General features: G+C 38.1%; 24 protein-coding genes and 1 riboswitch. Of the genes, 17 read left to right on the top strand and 7 right to left on the bottom strand.

Annotated features, from left to right (window positions below; all coding sequences use genetic code 11):
- Positions 1–78 precede the first annotated feature (78 nt).
- Both ACFSY7_RS04655 and ACFSY7_RS04660 read left to right on the top strand, forming a co-directional pair.
- On the top strand, positions 79–378 hold the full coding sequence (locus ACFSY7_RS04655) for an RNA-guided endonuclease TnpB family protein (RefSeq protein ID WP_380147027.1): 300 nt from the start codon (positions 79–81) through the stop codon (positions 376–378).
- 412 nt (positions 379–790) lie between these two features.
- On the top strand, positions 791–1,591 hold the full coding sequence (locus ACFSY7_RS04660) for a class I SAM-dependent methyltransferase (RefSeq protein WP_186439600.1): 801 nt from the start codon (positions 791–793) through the stop codon (positions 1,589–1,591).
- 114 nt (positions 1,592–1,705) lie between these two features.
- Here the strand turns inward: ACFSY7_RS04660 and ACFSY7_RS04665 are convergent, their stop codons facing one another.
- Positions 1,706–2,182: a hypothetical protein gene (locus ACFSY7_RS04665; RefSeq protein WP_126991309.1), complete on the bottom strand. Its 477-nt coding sequence runs from the start codon at positions 2,180–2,182 to the stop codon at positions 1,706–1,708.
- Between the two features lie 106 nt (positions 2,183–2,288).
- Positions 2,289–2,456 carry a DUF6366 family protein gene (locus ACFSY7_RS04670; RefSeq protein WP_158621042.1) on the bottom strand — a complete coding sequence of 56 codons (168 nt, stop codon included), beginning with the start codon at positions 2,454–2,456 and terminating at the stop codon, positions 2,289–2,291.
- 80 nt (positions 2,457–2,536) lie between these two features.
- Here ACFSY7_RS04670 and ACFSY7_RS04675 point away from each other — a divergent pair, with 80 nt between their 5' ends.
- The gene (locus ACFSY7_RS04675) at positions 2,537–3,337 is read left to right on the top strand and encodes a hypothetical protein (RefSeq protein WP_380147028.1); all 801 of its coding nucleotides are present in this window, start codon (positions 2,537–2,539) and stop codon (positions 3,335–3,337) included.
- A 33-nt stretch (positions 3,338–3,370) separates the two neighbouring features.
- Positions 3,371–3,811 (top strand): GNAT family N-acetyltransferase, encoded by a 441-nt coding sequence (locus ACFSY7_RS04680; protein ID WP_380147029.1) that lies wholly within the window; start codon positions 3,371–3,373, stop codon positions 3,809–3,811.
- A gap of 40 nt (positions 3,812–3,851) precedes the next feature.
- Here ACFSY7_RS04680 and ACFSY7_RS04685 read toward each other — a convergent pair whose 3' ends face one another.
- Both ACFSY7_RS04685 and ACFSY7_RS04690 read right to left on the bottom strand, forming a co-directional pair.
- A complete protein-coding gene (locus ACFSY7_RS04685) occupies positions 3,852–4,880 on the bottom strand; it encodes a FecCD family ABC transporter permease (protein ID WP_380147030.1) in 1,029 nt (342 codons plus the stop codon).
- The gene (locus ACFSY7_RS04690; RefSeq protein ID WP_233600607.1) at positions 4,880–5,914 is read right to left on the bottom strand and encodes a FecCD family ABC transporter permease; all 1,035 of its coding nucleotides are present in this window, start codon (positions 5,912–5,914) and stop codon (positions 4,880–4,882) included. The genes ACFSY7_RS04685 and ACFSY7_RS04690 overlap by 1 nt, the downstream gene beginning before the upstream one ends.
- A gap of 156 nt (positions 5,915–6,070) precedes the next feature.
- On the opposite strand from ACFSY7_RS04690, the gene ACFSY7_RS04695 reads away from it, so the two are divergent.
- The 4 genes from ACFSY7_RS04695 to ACFSY7_RS04710 all read left to right on the top strand — a co-directional run bounded on the left by ACFSY7_RS04695 (position 6,071) and on the right by ACFSY7_RS04710 (position 10,265).
- A complete protein-coding gene (locus ACFSY7_RS04695; RefSeq protein ID WP_139994078.1) occupies positions 6,071–7,039 on the top strand; it encodes an ABC transporter substrate-binding protein in 969 nt (322 codons plus the stop codon).
- A gap of 68 nt (positions 7,040–7,107) precedes the next feature.
- Positions 7,108–7,893: an ABC transporter ATP-binding protein gene (locus tag ACFSY7_RS04700; RefSeq protein ID WP_380147032.1), complete on the top strand. Its 786-nt coding sequence runs from the start codon at positions 7,108–7,110 to the stop codon at positions 7,891–7,893.
- A gap of 14 nt (positions 7,894–7,907) precedes the next feature.
- Positions 7,908–8,933, top strand: a complete 1,026-nt coding sequence (locus tag ACFSY7_RS04705) for an NAD(P)/FAD-dependent oxidoreductase (RefSeq protein ID WP_380147033.1) — start codon at positions 7,908–7,910, stop codon at positions 8,931–8,933.
- A 153-nt stretch (positions 8,934–9,086) separates the two neighbouring features.
- Positions 9,087–10,265 (top strand): SH3 domain-containing protein, encoded by a 1,179-nt coding sequence (locus tag ACFSY7_RS04710; protein ID WP_380147034.1) that lies wholly within the window; start codon positions 9,087–9,089, stop codon positions 10,263–10,265.
- A gap of 39 nt (positions 10,266–10,304) precedes the next feature.
- Here the strand turns inward: ACFSY7_RS04710 and ACFSY7_RS04715 are convergent, their stop codons facing one another.
- On the bottom strand, positions 10,305–11,582 hold the full coding sequence (locus ACFSY7_RS04715) for a CAP domain-containing protein (RefSeq protein ID WP_380147035.1): 1,278 nt from the start codon (positions 11,580–11,582) through the stop codon (positions 10,305–10,307).
- A gap of 271 nt (positions 11,583–11,853) precedes the next feature.
- Between ACFSY7_RS04715 and ACFSY7_RS04720 the strand changes: the two genes are divergently transcribed.
- Positions 11,854–12,267, top strand: a complete 414-nt coding sequence (locus ACFSY7_RS04720) for a YrvL family regulatory protein (RefSeq protein ID WP_126991318.1) — start codon at positions 11,854–11,856, stop codon at positions 12,265–12,267.
- 51 nt (positions 12,268–12,318) lie between these two features.
- Complete coding sequence (locus tag ACFSY7_RS04725; RefSeq protein WP_380147036.1) at positions 12,319–12,627, top strand: hypothetical protein; 309 nt, start codon at positions 12,319–12,321, stop codon at positions 12,625–12,627.
- A gap of 367 nt (positions 12,628–12,994) precedes the next feature.
- Here ACFSY7_RS04725 and ACFSY7_RS04730 read toward each other — a convergent pair whose 3' ends face one another.
- Positions 12,995–13,447, bottom strand: coding sequence for a hypothetical protein (locus tag ACFSY7_RS04730; RefSeq protein WP_380147037.1), 453 nt, complete (start codon positions 13,445–13,447; stop codon positions 12,995–12,997).
- A 240-nt stretch (positions 13,448–13,687) separates the two neighbouring features.
- Between ACFSY7_RS04730 and ACFSY7_RS04735 the strand changes: the two genes are divergently transcribed.
- The 5 genes from ACFSY7_RS04735 to ACFSY7_RS04755 all read left to right on the top strand — a co-directional run bounded on the left by ACFSY7_RS04735 (position 13,688) and on the right by ACFSY7_RS04755 (position 19,682).
- Entirely contained in the window at positions 13,688–16,306 is a 2,619-nt protein-coding gene (locus ACFSY7_RS04735; RefSeq protein WP_380147038.1) for a hypothetical protein, read from the top strand.
- 151 nt (positions 16,307–16,457) lie between these two features.
- Positions 16,458–16,645: riboswitch (Lysine riboswitch) on the top strand.
- Between the two features lie 113 nt (positions 16,646–16,758).
- Complete coding sequence (locus ACFSY7_RS04740; RefSeq protein ID WP_380147039.1) at positions 16,759–17,598, top strand: transporter substrate-binding domain-containing protein; 840 nt, start codon at positions 16,759–16,761, stop codon at positions 17,596–17,598.
- A 22-nt stretch (positions 17,599–17,620) separates the two neighbouring features.
- Entirely contained in the window at positions 17,621–18,406 is a 786-nt protein-coding gene (locus ACFSY7_RS04745) for an amino acid ABC transporter permease (protein WP_139994065.1), read from the top strand.
- Between the two features lie 12 nt (positions 18,407–18,418).
- Positions 18,419–19,150 (top strand): amino acid ABC transporter ATP-binding protein, encoded by a 732-nt coding sequence (locus tag ACFSY7_RS04750; RefSeq protein WP_126991324.1) that lies wholly within the window; start codon positions 18,419–18,421, stop codon positions 19,148–19,150.
- A gap of 91 nt (positions 19,151–19,241) precedes the next feature.
- On the top strand, positions 19,242–19,682 hold the full coding sequence (locus ACFSY7_RS04755; protein WP_380147040.1) for a hypothetical protein: 441 nt from the start codon (positions 19,242–19,244) through the stop codon (positions 19,680–19,682).
- Between the two features lie 263 nt (positions 19,683–19,945).
- On the opposite strand, the gene ACFSY7_RS04760 is transcribed toward ACFSY7_RS04755, so the two are convergent.
- Entirely contained in the window at positions 19,946–20,713 is a 768-nt protein-coding gene (locus ACFSY7_RS04760; RefSeq protein WP_380147041.1) for an SH3 domain-containing protein, read from the bottom strand.
- Positions 20,714–20,970: 257 nt separating this feature from the next.
- Between ACFSY7_RS04760 and ACFSY7_RS04765 the strand changes: the two genes are divergently transcribed.
- Together ACFSY7_RS04765 and ACFSY7_RS04770 are read left to right on the top strand one after the other, a co-directional pair.
- Positions 20,971–21,225: a hypothetical protein gene (locus tag ACFSY7_RS04765; RefSeq protein ID WP_126991327.1), complete on the top strand. Its 255-nt coding sequence runs from the start codon at positions 20,971–20,973 to the stop codon at positions 21,223–21,225.
- Between the two features lie 53 nt (positions 21,226–21,278).
- Complete coding sequence (locus ACFSY7_RS04770) at positions 21,279–22,049, top strand: YwqG family protein (protein ID WP_380147042.1); 771 nt, start codon at positions 21,279–21,281, stop codon at positions 22,047–22,049.
- The last annotated feature ends 17 nt before the right edge of the window (positions 22,050–22,066 follow it).

The raw sequence follows: 22,066 nt of genomic DNA on the forward strand, positions 1-22,066 counted from the left end.
TAAATCCCTGTACAATCGCTAATTTTAATGCGCTCGTAAATTTCGTCATAAAAAAACCACACCTCCAATTGTTAGATTGTGTCTAACAATTGGGGTGCAGTTCATAAGTTAGCGAAAGCGATTCGTGATGTGTCATGGTCTTCTTTTGTACAAAAACTGATGTATAAGGCAAAATGGTTCGATCGAAAAATTGTCGAAATCGACAGATTCTTCCCATCGAGCCAAATTTGTCATATTTGCGGTCATCGAGATGGCAAGAAACCATTAGCTATTCGTGTGTGGACTTGTTCATCTTGTGGTACGACACTAGACCGAGATATTAATGCAAGTAAGAATATCTTAATCGAAGGGTTAAGACTTTTAAAGCAACAACCGTAGGAACTACGGGGATAGCCTACTAAAAAAAGTGAAGCCGCTGTTTCGAGCAACTGGAAACAAGCAAGCACTGTTCGTAGGAATCTCCCACTTCAAGCAACGTTCAAAGAATGGCTAAGTGGGGGGAGTTCAATGGTCAGATGGCGCATGATTTAAAGCACTTTGAGCAAATTGAGCAAGCACTGCATCAAAATGTACAGAAAAAATAAGAATAATGCTGTTTTTTCTTTATTGGAAAAAGCAGCTTTTTTTATGAATAGTACCCATATTATTAAAATAATAATGAGAAAAACACTATTGGGTCGTTGCGTTAAATTTTCCAACGATGCAAGAAATGCGTAGTGGGTAAAAGTCAAAAATAGTACAAATATTAATAGTTGGTAATTGGAAAATTATTATTAGTGAGGGAAAGTATATGACAAATTATGGTGAAAATTTATTTGAAGGAGCAGCAGCGTATTATGCACAGTATCGACCAGTGTATCCGGCACATCTCATTCGCTTTTTAGTAGAGAAGTTTGCTGATAATGGTCAGCAGAAACTGCTGGATATTGGCTGTGGCACAGGAGAAATTTCCTTTCGTTTATTCGATTGGTTTGACGAGGTCATAGGCATTGATACGGATAAGGAAATGCTATGTGAGGCAATGCGCAAAAAAGAGCTGCTTCGCGTCTCAAATGTACATTTTTTCAATGGAGACCTCGTACAGTTTTTAGCGCATCAGTCTATAGATAAACTTCAGCTTGTAACAATGGCAAAATCTTTTCATTGGATGAACCGCGAAGCGCTGTTACATACACTTTATCCACTGATTCAATCAGGTGGTGGCGTAGCACTTATTGATCAGTACATACCGGATAAAGAAATAACGCCTTGGGAGCAGGCATTTAAACAAGTTGTGAAGAAATGGTACGGAGCAGAGCGCAGAGCCGGTAATACAACGTATACGCATCCAGTAAAAAGCCATGCAACGGTAATTGAGGAATCTGCTTTTACCTTACAGCAATATTCATTAGCTCCTTATACATATACGTGGACAATTGACGCTATCTTAGGCAATCATTACTCAACATCTTACGGTCTAAAACAATTTTTAGGAAGTGAAGCACGCATACAAGCATTTGAGCAAGATGTTCGTGAAACATTATTGCAGCTTAATCCAGCAGGTGTTTTTGAAGAAATACTCCCTGTGTCGGTGAAGTTAGCAATGAAATAGATAAAAGAGGCTTTGACATACGTGTAGAAATCACCTCTCCTATGAGCATAAGAAAAAACGGAACATGACGTGTTTTGTCGCAGCCTCTTTTTTTAATGATGTAAGCATATAACGCTATGTAGATAGACGTTCGATTAATGTTGGAATTAATTCCGCTTCACTTTCATCGTAAAACCATATCTCGGCTTCATCTTCAACGATGACAAATAACGGTTTATCATTGGAATAGAAGGCTAAATATTCAGGGAGTTCGCCCATTTCCCAACCAAATGCATGATTTGTAAAGGTTTTAAGTACTTCTTTCGCACGACGAATGGATTTATAGCGAAAAACATGTGATTTTCTTTCAGAGCCATATATATGCGCAATATTTCCATAACGATGCACTTTTCGTTTGATTAAAAATTCATCTAGCGGTTCTAGCACAGTTGAATAGGTTTCTTCTAAGAGATTTTCATTCAACACATTGTCGGCATTAACTTTAATGGACTCTTCTTTAATCGTGAACTCAAAAAAGTCGGATAGCTTAAAAGCGACATCAAGTAACGTAAAATAGTCTTCATTAAAAAAATCTTCGTTTACACATCTCATTATTTTCACTCCTTACGAGAAGAATGTATTGAATAAGTTTAACATAATAATATTGGGGCTAGAAAAGATAAAAAAGGCAGACATCGTGCCATGATGTCTACCTAGATTAAAACAATAATTGATAAATGACATAACTAATCACCAATATGACAATAATGGAAAGTGTAGCTTTCCAGTTTGTCCCGGCTCTAACAGGTTGGTTGATGCTATCATTTAAAGTACCACCTGGATTTTTTTCGGCTTCTTGACGGTGCAGCTTTTCAGGATCGTGCATCTAAACACCACCTTTAAAGGGATATTATGTATAATTATACCATGCACAGCGAGCTTATTAATGAAAAAAGGAGGTCACCCATGACGATATATCATTCGAAAGAAAGCACTATTTTTACGATTACACAGCAGCCTGTTGTTGAAAAGGTGTTGCTAAAAGATGTCGGCTGTGAGGTTGGAGTTGATGCAAATCAACAAATTGCGACGCTGCGTTTTACCCGTGACGATTTCGAACGTCGAAAGAAATTAACGATTTATGGCGGTACATATTTTAAGATTCTACGAAAGCAACCTACAGCTGTGTATACGTATTATAATGCTGTATTTTCATTTGCAAAGGGGAAGCTTGCCTCTATCGAATTCAAGCATCAGGCAGAGACAGTGAAAGAGATGCGTATGGAGCTTTTACTGCCGCCCATTGAATATGACGAGGAAACGGAAATGATTTCTTTGGCGTTAGATGAGGATGTTGCGCTCACAGACCCTAGGGCAGCTGCGTTTGCATGGCATAATTTAAAAAGCCAAGCAGATAATTTTTACTTTGATGGAAAGTTAGTCGTCTATTTAGATGGTGAGTTATTTTTCGAAGAGAGCACCACTGATGTTTGTGGGTTACTTAAGGCGCTAAAAACCTATAAAGAATATGATGGGGTAAATGATATTTTATTTTTAGATTCTACTGTAACGTTTTTAATTACGAAATCGGACGCGGGTATGCATTTGTATACGGATGATGAAGCTCAGCAATGGAGTAAGCTGATTCCACCGGCACTCTTTGATAAGGCGATAGAAGATGTTTATACTGCTTTTTGTACACTTCTAATCGATACAAAATTACCGTTGTCGCAGCGTGAAGATGTGTTAGCACTAAGCATGGTATAATGACGAAGTAAAAAGCTGTAAAGGATGATGACAATGTGGTCAATCAAAAAATTTGATGAATTATCAACGAAGGAATTGTATGCTATTTTGAAGAAGCGTACAGATGTATTTGTTGTCGAGCAGGCATGTCCATATCCAGAACTAGATGGCAAAGATTTTGCTTCGTATCATTTATTTAAAGAGCAGGACGGTGAAATTGTGGCATATTTACGTGTGCTACCGGCAGGTGTATCCTATGATGAGGCATCGATTGGACGCGTTCTTGTGAAGCAAAACTACCGCGGAAAAGGATTAGCACAGCAATTACTAAAGAAAGCATTACGCTTTTTAGAAGATGAGCTTCATGAAACGACGATTAAAATCCAAGCACAGGATTATTTACGCAAATTTTATGGCTCGTTTGGCTTTGAAGTTATCTCTGAAACGTATTTAGAAGATGATATTCCACATGTAGATATGCTGAAGAAGGCATAAAAAAAGAGGCTAAGACCAAGGGAAACGGTCAGCCTCTTTTTTAATTGCGTGTTTTTAATAGTAGATAAATAAAATATGGTGCACCGACAATCGATAAGATGACCCCAACAGGCAATTCTGCAGGTGCGATGACGATACGTGCGATCGTATCCGATGCAACAACGAGTAATGCGCCAATTAGTGCGCTTAGCGGTAGTACACGCATATGTGAACGACCAACTAAACGACGTGCAATATGTGGTGCAATCAGTCCAAGGAATGTCAGGCCACCACCAACGGCTACACAGCTACCTGCTAAAAGCACCGCTAAAATTAATAGCCATTTTCGCTCTTTATTGACATTAATACCGACACCAATAGCAGACATTTCATTTAGTGAAATAATATCGAGTGTACGGGATTTATAAAAGGCGATTGGTAGTAAAATAAGAAGCCATGGCAGTAATGCTAAAACAAATGTCCAAGACGTTGCATAGATTGAGCCTGATAGCCAGACGAGTGTTCGTGTGAAATCAACTGGCTCCATGCGTAATTGAAAAATCGTAATACCGGCACTAAATGCGGCATTAATCCCAATCCCAATTAAAAGCATGCGAGTGGGTGCAATCCTTCCTTTATGATATGCGAGTGTATAAATAAGAAATGCTGCAAGCAGTGCACCAAATAATGCCACAACAGGTTTTAAAAACACAAAAAATGCTGAGTTTGTAGCAACAAAGCTTTGAAAGAAAAATGTATAGAGTACAATGGCGAAGCCCGCTCCTGAGTTGATCCCTAAAATACCGGGGTCAGCTAACGGATTACTTGAAATACTTTGTAAAATAGCCCCTGAGACAGCGATGCCCATGCCGACTAAAATCGCCATCGTAATGCGTGGCATACGGAAGTCAAAAATAGTCATGGCATCCTCTGGGTTGCCAAGTCCAACCATTGTTTGAAGGAAGCTAAAAAATGAAATTTGAATATAGCCTGTATTGACGCTAATAAACATCGCGACAACTAATAACACGAGACAGGCAACTAAATAGAAATAAAATCGACTTGAATGTTTGCGTAATGAATTTTGCATTATAAACCTCTTCCATCTTTGCGTGCCAAGTATAAGAAGAATGGTACGCCTATAATTGCGGTAATCGCACCAACTGGCGTCTCAAATGGACTCATAATGATACGACCTAAAATATCTGCGAAGAGTAGCAGACAGCCACCAACAATGGCAGATACCGGAATGATCCAGCGATAATCGACACCAACAATAGCGCGGACAATATGCGGTACAACAAGGCCAACAAAGCCAATAATGCCGGCAATTGATACAGCTGCCCCTGTTAGTAAAAGTACAACAATGGTACATAAAATACGGATAAGTGTTGTGCGTTGACCAAGTCCTTTCGCGACCTCTTCTCCTAAACTCATGACAGAGATGGATTTAGATAGGAAGAATGCGAGCAAAAGACCAGCAACAATAAATGGTACGGCTACTTGTACATGTATGGGCTGGATAGAAGATAAGCCGCCAGCGTACCAAAAGCTAATGTCTTTTGCGACATCATATTTTAAGCCAATTGTTGTTGATAAGGCACTGAGCATAGCTGTAATGGCAGAACCGGCGAGTGCGAGCTTCACCGGTGTGATGCCACCTTTACCGATAGCTGTTAATGTAAAGACAAGTGCAGCTCCTGCTCCAGCGCCGATAAATGAAAACAGCACAAGTGTTGAGAAGTCAGGTGCTTTTGTTACCGCGTATGCGATGGAAAGCATAAATCCAGCGCCTGCTGTAACTCCTAAAATAGACGGCTCAGCTAAAGCATTTCGCGTCACACCTTGCATAATTGCACCTGATACGGCAAGTGCTGCGCCAACTAAAAGACCTGCAATGGCGCGTGGTAGGCGTAATTCATGCAAGATAACATGGGCGCTATTTGTTTCATCATAATGAAATAGCGCATCCCAAATTCCTTTATACGTTAAATCACTCGCCCCAAATCGAATAGAAAGTGCAACAGCAAAAAGTACAAGTATGATAAGGAAGATTGTTGCAATCCATCTAAAAGAAGAACGATAGTGACTTGCTAAATAACTAAAAGATTTTTTTTCGTTCATAGTAATAACTCCTGGATTCATGTGTTGACATAATAAAAAATTTGTTTTATCTTAAGTGAGAAAGATTTTCATTATCATCATATGAGGAATTATAACATTATAGTAAATGAAAATAAACTACTTAAAACTTAAATAGATAGTTAGGAGAATTCAATAATGGCTTTTAAAATGAAAAAATTTGGTTTCGCATGCGCAGGAGCATTAGCTTTAGTATTAGCGGGGTGTGGTAACGACTCGAATTCTTCTTCAGATAATAAAGAAAAAACAGAGCAAACAGATCAAGCAACAAAAACACGTACATTAACAGATGCAATGGGCCATGAAGTAAAAGTACCTGAACAACCAAAACGCGTTATCGCAACATACTTAGAAGATAACTTAGTTGCTTTAGGTATTACACCAGTGGCGCAGTGGTCTGTGACAAATGGCGTGCAAGATTACTTACAAGAGGAATTAAAAGATATTCCAACAATTTCGTACGATTTACCACTTGAAGCCGTTCAAAGTTTTAAACCAGATTTAATCGTAATGGATTCAGCTTCTATGGTAGAGGGCGATAAATACGATCAATACAATAAAATTGCACCAACTTATGTTATCGGTAAAGAAGTAAACAATGATTGGCGCGATGAATTAACAAAAATGGGCGAAGTATTTGGTAAAGAAGCGGAAGCAAAACAAGTGTTAGCTGATTACGAAGACAAAGCTGCTGAAGCAAAAAAAGAAATTAAAGATAAAGCAGGCGACATATCTACTGCAGCTGTTTGGGTAACTGGCGGTAAATTCTTCATCGTATCAGATAATCTTTCAAGCGGAGATGTTATGTATAATGACCTTGGCTTAAAAGTGCCAGCAGTTGTAAAAGAAATTTCTGAAAAAGCAACAGGTAACTGGAGCGAAATTTCATTAGAAAAACTAGTAACAATGGATGCTGATCACTTATTCTTAATTGAATCAGATGATGATGCAAGTAAAAAAGCATTAAGCGACAAACTATGGAATACAATTCCAGCTGTAAAATCGGGTAATTTACACAAATTAGGTACAGAATCTCCTTGGCTATACACAGGTGCGATTGCGAATACAAAAATTGTTGAAGAAATTACAGACGCTTTAGCAAAATAAGCGTTAAATTAGAGATTGTACTTGCATGCGTAAGGCAATCTCTTTTTGTTTAAAGGAGAATTTTCTAAATGAAGAACGACATTTTGGTAGAGCATGTAGATGTTGGCTATGAGAAAACAAAAATTGTACGTGATGTTTCTTTAAGTTTCAAAGAAGGCGAAATTACGACGATTATTGGACCGAATGGTTGCGGAAAATCGACGTTATTAAAGGCAATGACTCGTATTATTCCATATAGTAACGGCTCGATTTATTTAGATGGTGCGGCTATTGCTAACTATAAAACAAAAGAGCTTGCTAAGCGCTTAGCAATTTTACCGCAAATTGCGGAAAATCCAGCAGGTTTAACAGTAGGAGAACTTGTGTCATATGGCCGCTTCCCGCATCAATCGGGTTTTTCAAAGCTGACGAATGAAGATTATGAAATCATTGACTGGGCACTTGAAGTAACCAACACACTAGACTATAAATATCGTGAAGTAGATACCTTATCAGGTGGCCAGCGCCAACGTGTGTGGATTGCGATGGCACTTGCACAAAAAACCGATATTATTTTCTTAGATGAGCCAACGACTTATTTAGATATGGCGCATCAGCTAGAAGTTTTACAGTTACTAAAAAAATTAAATGAAGAGCAAGGCCGCACCGTTATTATGGTATTGCATGATTTAAATCATGCGGCGCGTTTTTCACATAACCTGATTGCTTTACGTAATGGGGAATTAGTGAAGCAAGGTAGTGTGGAGGAAATGATGCAGCCGGAAATTCTTGCGAAAGTATTTAATATTGATGCAACAATTGTACGCGACCCAAAAACAGATAAGCCTGTCTGTTTATCATACGAACTAATTTAATGAGGAGCGATTCGATGGAATTATTTGATGTAACGATTGTTGGTGGAGGACCTGCTGGCTTATATAGCGCTTTTTATAGCGGCCTACGCGATTTGAAAACGAAAATTATTGAGTTTCAACCCACTTTAGGTGGTAAGGTTAATATTTTTCAAGAAAAAATGCTATGGGATGTCGGTGGTCAGCCACCAATCGTTGCAGCGCAGTTCGTCGAAAATCTTGTAGCACAAGCAAAGACATTTGATCCAACGATTTGTTTAGAAACAAAGGTGCAAAATGTGCGCAAAGAACAAGATTACTTCGTGATTGAAACAAATGATGGTGCACAGCATTATTCCAAAACAATTATTATCGCAACAGGTGGCGGCATTTATAAGCCGATTAAACTAGCAATCGATGGTGCTGAAAAATACGAAATGACAAATTTACATTATACGATTAAAGGCATCGAACGTTTCCGTAATCATGATGTATTAATTTCTGGTGGCGGTAATGGTGCTGTAGACTGGGCCGTTGAGCTTTTACCAATTGCAAAATCAGTGACATTAATTTACCGTAAAGAGGAATTGACGGCACATGAGGCGCAGGTGCGTAATCTACGTGAAAATGGCGTGGAAATTATGCTAAATTCTGAGCTTGTATCCCTACAGTCAAATGAGCAAAAAACGGCGATTGAACAAGTGACTGTTTGTCAAAATGGTGATAATACGACGTTTAATATAGATGATGTTATTATTAGTCATGGGTATGATCGTGAAGTATCCCTTGAATTTGATGAAGACATTCGCCCGGAATGCAAAGATAATTATTATTTGCAAAGCATCGGCAAATGTCAAACAACAGTTCAAGGAATTTTTGGTGCAGGGGATATTGTCACATATGAGGATAAGGTGAATTTATTGCTCGGCACATTCCAAGATGCAGTTCTTGCGGTGAATAGTGCGAAATTATATATGAACCCTGAAGCCAATAAAGTAGCAATGGTATCATCACATAATGAAAAATTTCGTGAGAAAAACCAAGAAATTTATGCAAATGTTTAAAGGAAGTCGAAGAAAAGTAGAGAGCCTGAAGAAGCGGCTCTCTTTTTTTATGAAAAAATAAAAAATAGGCTCTTATTAATGATAAAAATTGTAAAAAATAACAAACAAAGGACGTGTTTTGGTATAATGCTGTTAAGTGAGGTGGATGGATAAATGAAAAAAATGTATGGGGTTGCAGCATTATTAGCAACCACCCTTGTATTAACAGCATGTAATTCTGAAAAAGAAAAATCAAATGAAAGTCAGCAAGCAGCCCCGCAAGATGAGTCGATTCCTAAAGATTATAAAGAGGAAATCAAAAAGTTAAGTGATGCTTCTTATGAGGATTCGCGTGCCAAAACAGATGCTTTAACAACCTATGCGCAGAGGTATACGAAGGAGTATGGCTCGGCCGTGGACAATCAAGGGAAAAAACTAAATGATTTCTTAGATTCTGTACTAGACAAGTCTTATACAACAGGCTCGAATGGAGATATGGCGTTAAATTTCTTTGAGTCTTATTTTTTACAAGCATCGTCAACAAGTGAATGGAAAGATGATGCACCGGAGCTTGCTTTAGCAGAAACGTATCATGAGACAATACGGAGTAGTATTCGTTTGTCAGAGGCGATGCGCTTAAATGATAGTGAAGCGACTAAAAATGAAAAGCAAGAGCTCAAAAAGCTAAAGCAAACACTTGCAAGAGATGCGAAAAAATTAGGTACGGTAAAAGGCGACAAAGTATATTACCAGTTAGAGGGTAAGAAAAAAGAACAGGCGAAAAAGGACAAAAAAGAAGCCTCTCTTGAAGAGAAAAAAGCACAGGCTGCAAAAGCGGAGAAAGTAACAGTAAAGCAACAGACACCTGTAGCGAACCCAAATGCGGCACAAAATGAGCCGTATCATTATGTAAATGGCTATGTCTATGTCAATACAGGAAAATCAAACGCTGGACTGTTTTTACGTACAGGCCCTAGCCAAACGAGTAGTAAGCGTCTAAGCAAATCTTTACCGAATGCGACTGGTATGACTTTACTCGGTCGTCAAGGCAACTGGTATGAGGTCTATGTTGATAGCTATGGCGCCATGGGCTGGGTGCATAGTAGCTACGTGTCATCACAGCAACCTGTCGTTTCACAACCTTCACAATCTTCATTACCGAGTACAGTTGTTGTCAATACAGGAAGTAGCACTCTAGTACTGCGTTCTGGACCAGGAAAGGGCTATAGTAAAGTAACGTCACTTGAAAATGGCACCTATTTGTATGTAACGGATTCAGTGGATGGTTGGTATGAAGTATATGATACAGTTAGTGGTAGCACTGGCTGGGTATCGAAGCAATTTGTAAGATAATCAAAAAGCACCACTTCCAATGGGAGCGGTGTTTTTTGATTATTTTGTAACAACTTTAATTTTCTTCGTTTGATGATGCACTTTATTCGTTACGGTTACGTAGGCAGTACCCTTTTTCAACGATTTAAATGTATAATTGCTAACTTTTTTTAATGATTTTGTATTGCTAACTGTTAAATCAACATTTGCACTATTTGTGAAATCTAAACGTTTTAAATTGCTAAATGTATATGATTTTCCTTTTTTCAACGTGATTTTCGTTGGATAGCTTGGTTTTGCAAATGAATCTTCTAAATCAAAGAAACGAACCTTATAGCTAATCGTGGTGGCTTTGTTATTTTTCAATAAGCCCGAAATTTTAATGGTATACACTTCATTATCCTTAAATTTAAAATCGCCTAATTTAGCATGCCATACAATCGCATTCATATAACCATATCCTGATGAGCTGACACTATAATGCTGGCCATCCTTTAAATTTTTTGAATCAATCGTTACGGATTTCTTACTCGTTTTCATCGTGATTTTAACACGATCTGAAATCGTATAATTTTTGCCGAGTGATACAGAGAATGGGGTATCTTGTGTCATTAATTGAATAGGCATACGCTGAGCAGGCCATGCGATTTTAGCATTGCTATAATTTTTTTCAGCAAGCCCCCAGCCCCCTGGTTCCTGTAAATCTTTTTTTGACCAATTATAATAGCCAGGTAGTTGTTGATGAACAGCTGCTTTATTATCAAAAACATATGTATCTGTATAACTACCAACTTTACCAAAGCCGATTGAGCGCATAGAAGGGTTTAACAACCACTTACGGTGACCAATGGCGGTCTTATTACCACCACTGTCAATCATGTAGCCATTTAAAATCGATTGCTGGATATTGTAATACCCAACGCCGATATTACTAGCAAGTCCAGCAAATGCACCTTTTTTATACGTTTTACTTGTACTGGACATCCCTTGCGGCACTGGAATTTGGTGCGCCAGCTGATTGTTTTTGTTCATTAAAAATGCAGCGTTTTGTGCTAAGTTTGAGAAGTTTTTATTCTCTTTGACTTGTGGTAAATCTGTTAAATATCGTACTAGATTTACGGAATTCAGTGCAGCGGTGTTCTCTGTTTTGCCGACTGTTGTTGAAGTTGGGGGCGTTACATATTTTTGAGGCTGTGATTTCGCAAGCGGATGCTTCACAATAAATTTCGCAATACTGCTCTCCGATGGGATGTCCCCTGTAATGCTTTCTGCTGATGCAGAAGATGCAGCGACTAACATAGAGGCTGCAAATGATAAACTAATAATCCATTTTTTCATATTCTTCACTCCTATCAAAAGTGTATCAAAATGATATAGTAGAAGAATGAGCATGAACGATTATTCTTTTTTTAAGCGTTCAGACTTAAAGTGGTATTCCCTTTTGTGTGAATCGACAGTACTCACATAAAGTTTTGTTAGCAGTTGAGAATAATAGCATGCCAAATTTAATGATAAATTGTTAATTATTGTGTTAATTGGCAGGTTATCTTTTTTTATGGAATTTAGTCGATAGTCTTGTTATGCTAGTAACGAAGTGAGGGATTAATAAATGAAAGAAAAATTCGCAATTTCTGCGAGCCTCTTTGTGGTAGCACTCCTTTTTATTGGGGTAGGAGTGATTGAATTTTTTGCCTTAAAAATTTTAGGTTTGCAATATACATCCTTATGGATGGGTATATTATTCATTGTATTATATGGTGTATTTGATTTTATTATTGCCTTTTTTATTGGTGCGATTCCAAGTGTATTAGTGGAACTCGAACTATTAGAAAAACAATATCAGGCAGGACTTGATTTCGTCATTGATTACATATTAGCTTTATGTTTAATTGGGCTATTGGATGCCTTTATGCCATCAATTTCTATTACATTGTATGGCACGTGTATTTTTGCGCTCGTAACGGCAATCATTCATTACAAGATGAATATTCATGATGATGTAGAATCTTCATCAAAAGCTTAATGAATATAACCTCCTTTTATGGTAAAATATTACATAATAGGAGGTGTTTTTATGAATAAATGGCTGAAGAGCATTGTGTTTGTAGGAATAGGTGGCTTATTATTCTTTACGGTGAATTATTTGTTTTTCCATAGTGAAGGACAGATGAGGACGAGCATCACACAAGAAAATATTGTGCAAAAGAATGATACGTACTATTTAGTCGTCGATGATGCGTCATATGAAATCGACGAGCAATTTCAAAAGCGTATTGATACAACGGATACGATTGAATATGATATAGATTATACATATAATTCGCTGTTCCAACGTGGGAAAATTGTAGAGCTCCATAAAATTGGAACAAATTATAACAAATAAAAAACGAGAAGCGGCTACTTGTGCGCTTCTCGTTTTTGCTTTATAGCCAGGATTGATAATGTCGATTCCCATAAATATAAAGCTTTTGTGTCGCAATAATTCGTTCGATTAAGATAATAATGCTTTTAAAAATAGCATATGACGCGACAGATGCTTGTTCTTTTTTACCGTGTCACGGTTTGCTCAACAGCTATAAATTGTAATTGACTAGCTGTTGTGGGTGAATGCTCAGCAATGGTTTGATAGTACGCATGACTAAGCATTAAAAAATACGAAAAAAAGAGCAAGATCGTTGTTCAACGTTTCAAAAAAACATTTCTCCTTCAAATGATGATATATATATGTACGTTTAAAAAGTAAAAAAGTTTCAATTTAATACATTGGGTGGAGACATTGTATCATTATCATCATCTGGTAATTTCAAATAGCGTTTTAAATCACTAGCCGCACTGTTTAAAGTTTGTTGGATACGCTTGCCTAGCTTTAAAATCGCTGGTGTAATATCACTTTCTTGCCAAATCGTTAACAAATGCTGCTGGAAAGCAACATAGCCAATAAAATCCATCATTCGATTTTGCACCGACTTATAAATGATTTTTTGACTCGCATCATCTGTCATTTCATTATGTAATAGGGTTAGTTCAAAGCAAAAATCAAACATTTGCTCACACTTCTCTAAGGTCGCTTTGTATTGTTGCAGGGCATACCAGCTTTGAGACGTTAAATACACCTCACCCATTTTTTTTCGTAAGTTTTCGCGTGCTTTATGTATGTCATTCATAAGATGTTGCATTGCGTCAATGTGGCTTCCAAACGTCATATTATCACCTCACTATATCGCTATTATAACAAGCATTTCGGCAAAATCACATAAAAAGCTTGTCCTTTTTTATACCCTTTCTCATACGTGATTAGGCATACTATCTTTTCATGTATCTATTAATAAAATAAGTATTAAAGACTATCTATTATATGGAACCTTGTCATCTTGTCCGCAAATAGAGAATATTTTACAATAAAATAAAATATTAAATCTTATACAAAATAAGGAGGTGTTTTTATGAAATGGAAAAGACTCATCGCTTCTACCACATTAGCCTTTATGATGTCATCAACAATCACCTTACAGCCTGCGCAAGCTGCAACGTACCAATTGAAAGATGGTGTATTGATTGATGCAACGACGAAAAAAGTAGTAAAAGGATATGCACTCTACAAAGGGAAATTGTATAAGGACGGCAAATTAAATAAAGGATATGTTTATTGGAATAACAAATTGTATCGTAATAGTGTATTAAATACGGGCTATGCCATTGTTGGCGAAGGAAATTTAATGCGTCTTTATTATGATACACAGCTAAAAAGTGGCACGAAAAAAGCGCTTAATAATACACTTCTATTTAAAAATGGCTTTTTAGCGCAAGGGAATGTACAGACAAAGGACTTACAGTATTTATATGTGGATGGTCGTTTAAGTAGCGCGGATGAAAAGGTATATCAAAAAGCGGGCCTCTACTATTTATATGAAAAAGGCCATTTATCGACAGGTGAAAAAATGGATGCTACAAAGCAGTATTTATTTAAAGATGGCAAGTTAGATACTACGGCACCGACACAACTAAGAGATGGTCATTTATTTGTAGAGGGTCGTGCACCACAAGGAAACTATCTATATGAAGGAACACTTTATTTTTATGGTAAGGTAAGCCAAGAATTGACGGATTATAAAGGCCTTTACTATTATAAGGACGGCAAGCTTGCGGATGGTGATGCGAGCCCGTACCCAGTGAAATTCAATCAAGGCGTGCCTATAGTGACGATTGACTCGGTTTCGATGCTTGATTTGAATCGTCTTCAAGTGCTTGGAGAAGATACGAGTTGGTTATTGAAAGAACAAATTCGGGTGAATGGGAAAAATGTAAAGGGCAAAGGTTATATACAAAGTGAAGAGGATAATTCTGTTTGGTTATTGAATACACCTGTACCACTCGATGAAGACATTTCTGTTCAAATTGGTGATCAAAGCTTTACGTTAAACTATGATTTAACGCAGGCGAGTTTAGCACTTGCGAATGATACATTTGAGCCGGGTGAGGAAAATACGTTGGCGTTGCAGATTGGTGCTACTCAAAAGAGTGTCAAGGAGTGGAAAGAAGCGGGCTATGATATAAAATTTACAGCACAGCAAGCAATCTTTACGGAAGGTGCCACCTCGACAACAGGGGAACTTGCTACGACGAACAAAGGGGTGTACCCACTTCATGTAAGTGTCGAGAAGAATGGTAAGAAGCGCGAGCTAGATACGAAAATTCGTTTTACTGCTTACAATCCAAAGGAGGAAGTAGCAACAGATGAAATTTATCTAAAAGTTCGACAAGATTACTACAACTATCAAATGACACCAACTAAAACATTAGTTGTCGGTGAATTAGGCTATGTCTCTACTGCACAGTTTGCTAATCCAGGGTTCCGTGTGAATGGTGCAAATCTAACCTATACAAGCTCGGATACGTCTGTTATTTCATTCCGTGACGAGGATCTACAGGACGCTAGTAGTGAAGATTCACTGCCTATTATTGCACCACATTTAGTAGCGAAAAAAGCAGGGAAAGCAAAAATTACAGTGAAGGCTGGGAATTATACGCAATCCTTTACAGTGAATGTGGTGGATAGTAAGCGGAAGCTAACAACGATTACGGCACCGAAAACGTATAAGGCCTATATAGAGAAGGATATTAATCCACTCGCTGTTCCGGGGCTTCGTGCAACACAAAAAGACCAATACGGAGACCCTTATTACAAGGCTGCAAATAAATCGACCATTCAGTATCCAAAGACAATTCCATTCCGCTACGCACCGATAAAAACATTTACAAGTGCTGAGGTGTATACGTCATTAACACCAACAACTGCTGGTCAAAAAGGAACGATTTATTATAAAAATGCGAGCGGAAAAACACTTGCACAGACCGCGCTGACGACGAGTAAGCTTCCAGCAAAGGGGGAAATCGACTTTAATAATTTAAATGATTTAACATGGCACTATGAAGATGTGAATGGAAAATACGCGGGTGAGGTACCAAAAGCAGATGTTAGTGGCTATAAAGTACGCTATAATCCAGCGATGCTATCGATTGATGGTGAGACAACTGGTGAGTATACGATTGGACGTATTAAATATGCACCAGTGACATTTTTACGAAATGGCTATACAACGGTTTATATTTACGATAAAAATGATAAATTAACTCGTACGCGAACAATTTATAGCCCGGCAACGAGACCGGCAATTACAAGCATTGATACAAAAGATGTACCCACATTAACAGCTCCGGCAACAATCGGCTATAAGGATGTACTTTATACGTCAGAGGAAGCCGGGAAAGATCCAAAAGTGGAACGCTTTACACTATCTCAAAATAGTAATGCGACGGTTCGAATGACTCAAAAAGCGCGTGAATGGGCAGATGCAGAGGAATATGAAAATACCGTTCAAGCAGGTGATTTGTATTTGGACTATGATGAAAATGGCAAATTTTCAACAGGGGATAGACCGGTTCTAACAGTAACAGCAGACAATGCTACAGACTATGCGCTCAATAAATGGCAAATCAATGAAAAAGATACGATCTATATCCGTTATGGAAATGTTATTGAAAAAGAAATAAAGATTGATTAAATACGAAGGAATGAAGTCATTTATGTGCATGATTTAGTCGTAAATACCGAAATTGTTTAGAAAAATAAAAATATTATGACAAATTATATTGACATAAAAACAACATTCCTGTATATTTAGTCTCATAAATTAGAATAAATGCCTCACAGCTTCGTGAGGTAGAGGCGCGATAAGTCAAGATACAATCGATGAGCTAGAGAAGAGTTATGAAACGATTGATGAGGGATTATCGCCGAAGTGCATGACGATTTCTCAACATCATGTGCTGGGTCTGCAGTGAACAATTGCAGGACTGTCTCGCTTGAGTTTCCACCTTAAGTGAGTTGTGCTATCTCAATTTGGAATGTTGTGAGGATTCTGGGACTAAAGATAATTTAGGGGCCTGAGTTTACCTCAGGTCCTTTTTTGTTTAGTCCCAATAACTAATTAATGACAAAAAAGGAGAGAGTAGGATGAAGAAAACAGGATGGTTAGTAGGTTTAATGCTTGTACTCGTTCTTGCGTTAGCAGGATGTGGCGCTTCAGATTCTGATAAGTCAGAATCTTCTGGTGATTCAAAGGATACATTTACAGTAGGGATGGAGGCAGGTTATCCACCATTTAACTGGACACAACAGGACGATTCAAATGGCGCCGTGAAAATTAAAGATGGTTCTGAGTATGCGGGTGGGTACGATGTTGCAATCGCACAAAAGGTAGCAGATAAATTAGGTAAGGAATTAGTTATTGTGAAAACAGAATGGGATGGACTTGTTCCCGCATTAACTTCAGGTAAGATTGATGCGATTGTAGCAGGTATGTCGCCAACAAAAGAGCGTTTAAAAACAATTGATTTCTCAGATGTGTATTACACGTCTAACCTTGTAATGGTTGTGAAAAAAGGCAGTAAATATGAAAATGCTACGTCGTTAGCAGATTTCAGCGGTGCTAAAATCACTGCACAATTAAATACATTCCATTATTCAGTAATTGATCAAATTGATGGTGTGAAAAAGCAATCTGCCATGGATAACTTTCCGGCAATGCGTGTAGCACTAGAGTCAGGTAAAATTGATGGTTATGTTTCAGAGCGTCCAGAAGGTGTATCTGCAGCAGCCGCAAACGATAATTTTGCAATGGTTGAATTTACAGATGGCTTTAAAACAAGTAAAGAGGATACAGCAATTGCGGTTGGCTTACAGCAAGGCAGTGATTTAAAAGCAAAAGTAAACGAGGCGTTAAAAGAAATCTCTGAAGACGATCGTACGAAGCTAATGGATGAAGCAATTGCAAATCAACCAGCAGCAAAATAGTTGCTTGTGAGGAGGAATATTGATGAGTTTAGATTGGTTTATAACCATTATTACGAATAACTGGCCGATGCTTTTACGAGGCGCTTGGATGACCCTAGTTATTTCAACACTCGGGACACTTATTGGCGCATTAATCGGTTTGATTATTGGCGTCATTAATACAACTCCGAAAGCACAAAAGGGCGGTCAAAAAACATTTTTAGCGATTGTAAATGGCTTATTACGTGTCTATGTGGAATTCTTCCGTGGTACACCGATGATTGTACAGGCCATGGTTATTTTCTACGGCACACCGCTTATCATGCAATGGCTTAAAGCAACAATTGGTACGGATTTCGGCTTTAATGGTGATATGAATGCGACATTTGCTGCAGTCGTCATTGTGTCATTAAATACAGGTGCCTATATGGCGGAGATTGTACGAGGCGGCATTATTAGTGTCGATAGGGGACAATTTGAAGCGGCACGCGCAATGGGGATGAATCATTGGACGACGATGACATCTGTTGTGTTACCACAGGTGCTGCGTAATATCTTACCGGCAACGGGTAATCAATATATTATGAATATTAAAGATACGTCGGTATTAAATGTCATTACCGTAAATGAGCTGTTCTTCCAAACAAAAACGATTGCGGGTGCGAACTTCCGTTACTTCGAATCATTCTTCATCGCGTGTATTATTTATTTAATTATGACACTGACAGCGACACAGGTGCTTCGTTTCTTCGAGCGTCGTTTAGAAGGCAAGGCCAATTATCAAATGCTTGATGAAGCGGGCATTATGCGTCCGAAATCACGCGAGTAAAGGAGAGAGAGTATGGGAAACGTTATTGATATTCAGCATCTATCAAAATCCTTTGGTTCGCATGAAGTTTTAAAGGACATTAACTTTTCTGTTGAAAAAGGAGAAGTCGTAACGGTTATTGGTTCATCAGGCTCTGGTAAATCAACATTACTTCGCTGTATTAATCTACTTGAAATACCTTCAGGTGGCGAAATTATTTATCATGGTGAAAATATTTTACAAAAGAAAAATTTGAATGATTACCGTAAGCATATGGGCATGGTATTCCAGCAGTTCAATTTATTTAATAACTGGGATGTTTTAAATAACTGTACTGTAGGGCAAAAGAAAATTCTGAAGCGTTCAAAAGCGGAGGCCGAAGAAATTGCGTTGAACTATTTGAAGGTTGTTGGTATGGATCGCTATGTGAAGGCGCGTCCTCACCAACTATCAGGTGGTCAAAAGCAACGTGTAGCAATTGCGCGTGCGTTATCGATGTCACCAGATGCACTTTTATTTGATGAACCAACATCTGCGCTAGATCCAGAGATGGTCGGTGAAGTGTTACGTGTCATGAAGGAGCTTGCACAGTCGGGATTAACGATGATTATCGTGACGCATGAAATGGAATTTGCACGCGAAATTTCAGATCGAATTGTTTTTATGGATAAGGGGTTAATTGTAGAAGAGGGCTCACCGGATGAGTTATTTAATAATCCAAAGCATGAGCGGACAAAAGCCTTTTTACAACGTGCACTCAAATAAATCATGAAGAAGCTGTCTTTTTGGACAGCTTCTTTTTTTGTGCAGCATGTATACGATTTCGTGCTATGCTAGATTTGGAGGGGACATAGCGATGAAAAAGTATAAGGTATTGCTTCTCATCTGTTTCACACTATTATTGGTGGCTTGTGCAGATGAAAAAGTGTCTGTTAAAAAAGATGTGACAATTGGTGCGGTCAATGAGCAAGAATATGAGGAGCTAGGCACTGTCCAACTAGATGAAAAACCAGCAAGAGAAGCGCTTCAAAAAGTATCATTGTCATTAACGATTGAAAACTTTGAGCAATTACAGAATGCGAAATTAGCTGTCGATGATAATGCACGTGCATTGTTTGGTAAAAGCTATTGGTTTGGGTCGTATACATTGAATGAGCATCACTATGAGGCTGTATTTTATGTGCAACTTGATAAAGAGACAATTCAACAGCAACTAGAGGACATTAACTATAAGGTGACCTGGGAATATCGCGGGGATACAAAGCAACAAGTAGGGGATTTTGGAGCGAAGAAATAATCGAAAGCTCATCTCCACTGTAGTGTAACCGGATGGCAATCATTTTGTATAGATAAGGTTTCTGAGAAATCATTCGTTTTTAACGTGCATTTTTTTATAATCGACGCTTTTGTAACGGGTTTTTAAATAAAGAGGCTGGGACATACGTGTAAAAATAATCTCTCATAAGAGCATAAGAAAAACCGGAATCGCGCTGTGGCACGGTTCCGGTTTTTCGTTGTGAAGGATAAAAAAGGAAAATGACGTGTTTTGTCCGAGTTTCTTTATTTTTCGTTAGGAAATACTAATGTCACATATTGTGCCGAAACATACGCAGGTTTGCCCTTATAAATAATTTTATACCATTCAACAGCGGCATCTTTTTTATACGCTGTAGCGAATTTAACTTTTTCGCCCTTTTGAAGTGTGCCTAAAATCGTACTTGTCACACTTGGCTCTTGACGAACTTTCAATGTCACTGTGCCGATATTACGAACAACGCCCGTTTTGGTTGTGGCAACTTCTTTCTTTGTAAAGGTAATATGCTTCGCCTCAACATAACCAACTTTTCCTTTATAAAGAACTTGGAAGAAAGTATCCTTTGATGCTGCTGTGTAGTTTTGTGTCAACTGAACAGTGGCACCTTCCTTGAGTGTGCCACGCTTTTTACCCTTTGCTGAAGCACTTGCACGTACGCTCAGTTTCGCTTTCGAGACATAGCCTTTTTTTACAACCTTTAATGCGGGTGTAGTGGTCGGCTTTTCAGACGTCACATATTGTCCATATACATAGACAATTTCACCATCTAATAATACGCGATACCACGATTTTTTTGAGCCATCAATAACTTGCAGTTCAGTATTTTTTGCAAGTGTTGTGACAATACTTGAAGTAGTGTTCGGTGCAGTACGTGCATAGACCCCATGATTGGTATACATGACCTTCGTTTCAAACGCTACCGCCGTCTCAGCATTTGCTGTTGTCGGTAAAGAAAGCGTAGAAGCGGTAAGTCCTGTTGCTAGTGCATAAATTAAAAAAGATTGTTGATTCATACATATACCTCCTGAAATATTAATTATAATGACCTATTTATATTTTACTATCTAGATTCTACCATAAATTATTTAGTGGAAATAGCTTAATATGCAATAATCTGTGAATATCTATCTGTTTATATTGATAAAAATACTACTCGCCAGTCTATATAAAACAAAAAAACTGTTCACTAAATATACACAGCGTTCATGATTGTCGCCAGTCCTTTCTATACTTTAAAATAAAGTTACATTGATAAAGGATGGTGGCTCGTATGGAGTATACAAGTGACGCGTTACATAAAATTTGGGATGTCGGACAGCTTTATCGTTTGAAATCAGGTGAGGTTCAAGCCTATTTAGCGTACAAAAAAATTGAAAAAACGTATAAAGAATCTTTTCGCGAAAAAGCACTTGCTCTAATACCTAAAGCTTCGAAACAGCAGTTACAATTACTTGATTTGACAATCGAATGGGAGCCAATGCGAGAAGCATTTTTAGCTGGTTTAATTGGCGAACGACTACGTTAAAAATAGAACAAACGTTCCTTTTGTGGTAGACTAATTTCTAAGGAGGCGTTCATATGATATTACCAGCGATTTTACAACCTTTTGAAAGTCAGATTCAAGAGACTTTGAAGCCGTATATTAAAATTTCCTTGAAGGAATCAGAAAATATTAGCCTTACGAACAGTAAGGTTGGTGGCCATCCTTATTGGCCTGTAAATGAACCTTACCCAGTTTCACCAGAGCACGAGCCACTTCGATTACTTGCTCAAATTAACTTCTCAGAAATACCTCAGGGAATAGAAGAATTACCAACGACGGGTTTGCTACAATTTTTCCTTGCGTCAGATGATTTATATGGTATGGATTTTGATGAACCTGCAACGCAAGAAGGTTTTCGCGTTGTGTATCATGAGACGACCGAGGCACCAGCTTTAGATGATTTTTCATTTTTAGATGCGATATCGTATGATGAATTTCCATTAGATGAGGATTTGGAACTTGCCATGAGCTTTGATATTAAGGAAGCGGCTATGTCTTTAGAAACGTACGATTTTGATGCGCATTTTGGTGAGGAATTTCGCGAAAATGATGACCTGATGGAGGCTTATTATGAATTATTTAGCGGCCTCGAGCATCGTATTGGAGGTTACCCTGGCTTTACACAATTTGATCCACGTGATGACGATACACCGTTTGATTTCCTGCTTTTCCAGCTAGACAGTGAAACAGTTGGTTCACAGGAAATTTTATGGGGTGACGTCGGCATTGGGAACTTCTTTATTAATACCGATGATTTAAAACAAAAGAATTTTTCACATGTTCTCTATAATTGGGACTGTGGTTAAACAATATGAAGAAATCG

The sequence above is a fragment of the Kurthia populi genome, from assembly GCF_042686175.1.
Classification (GTDB): domain Bacteria; phylum Bacillota; class Bacilli; order Bacillales_A; family Planococcaceae; genus Kurthia; species Kurthia populi.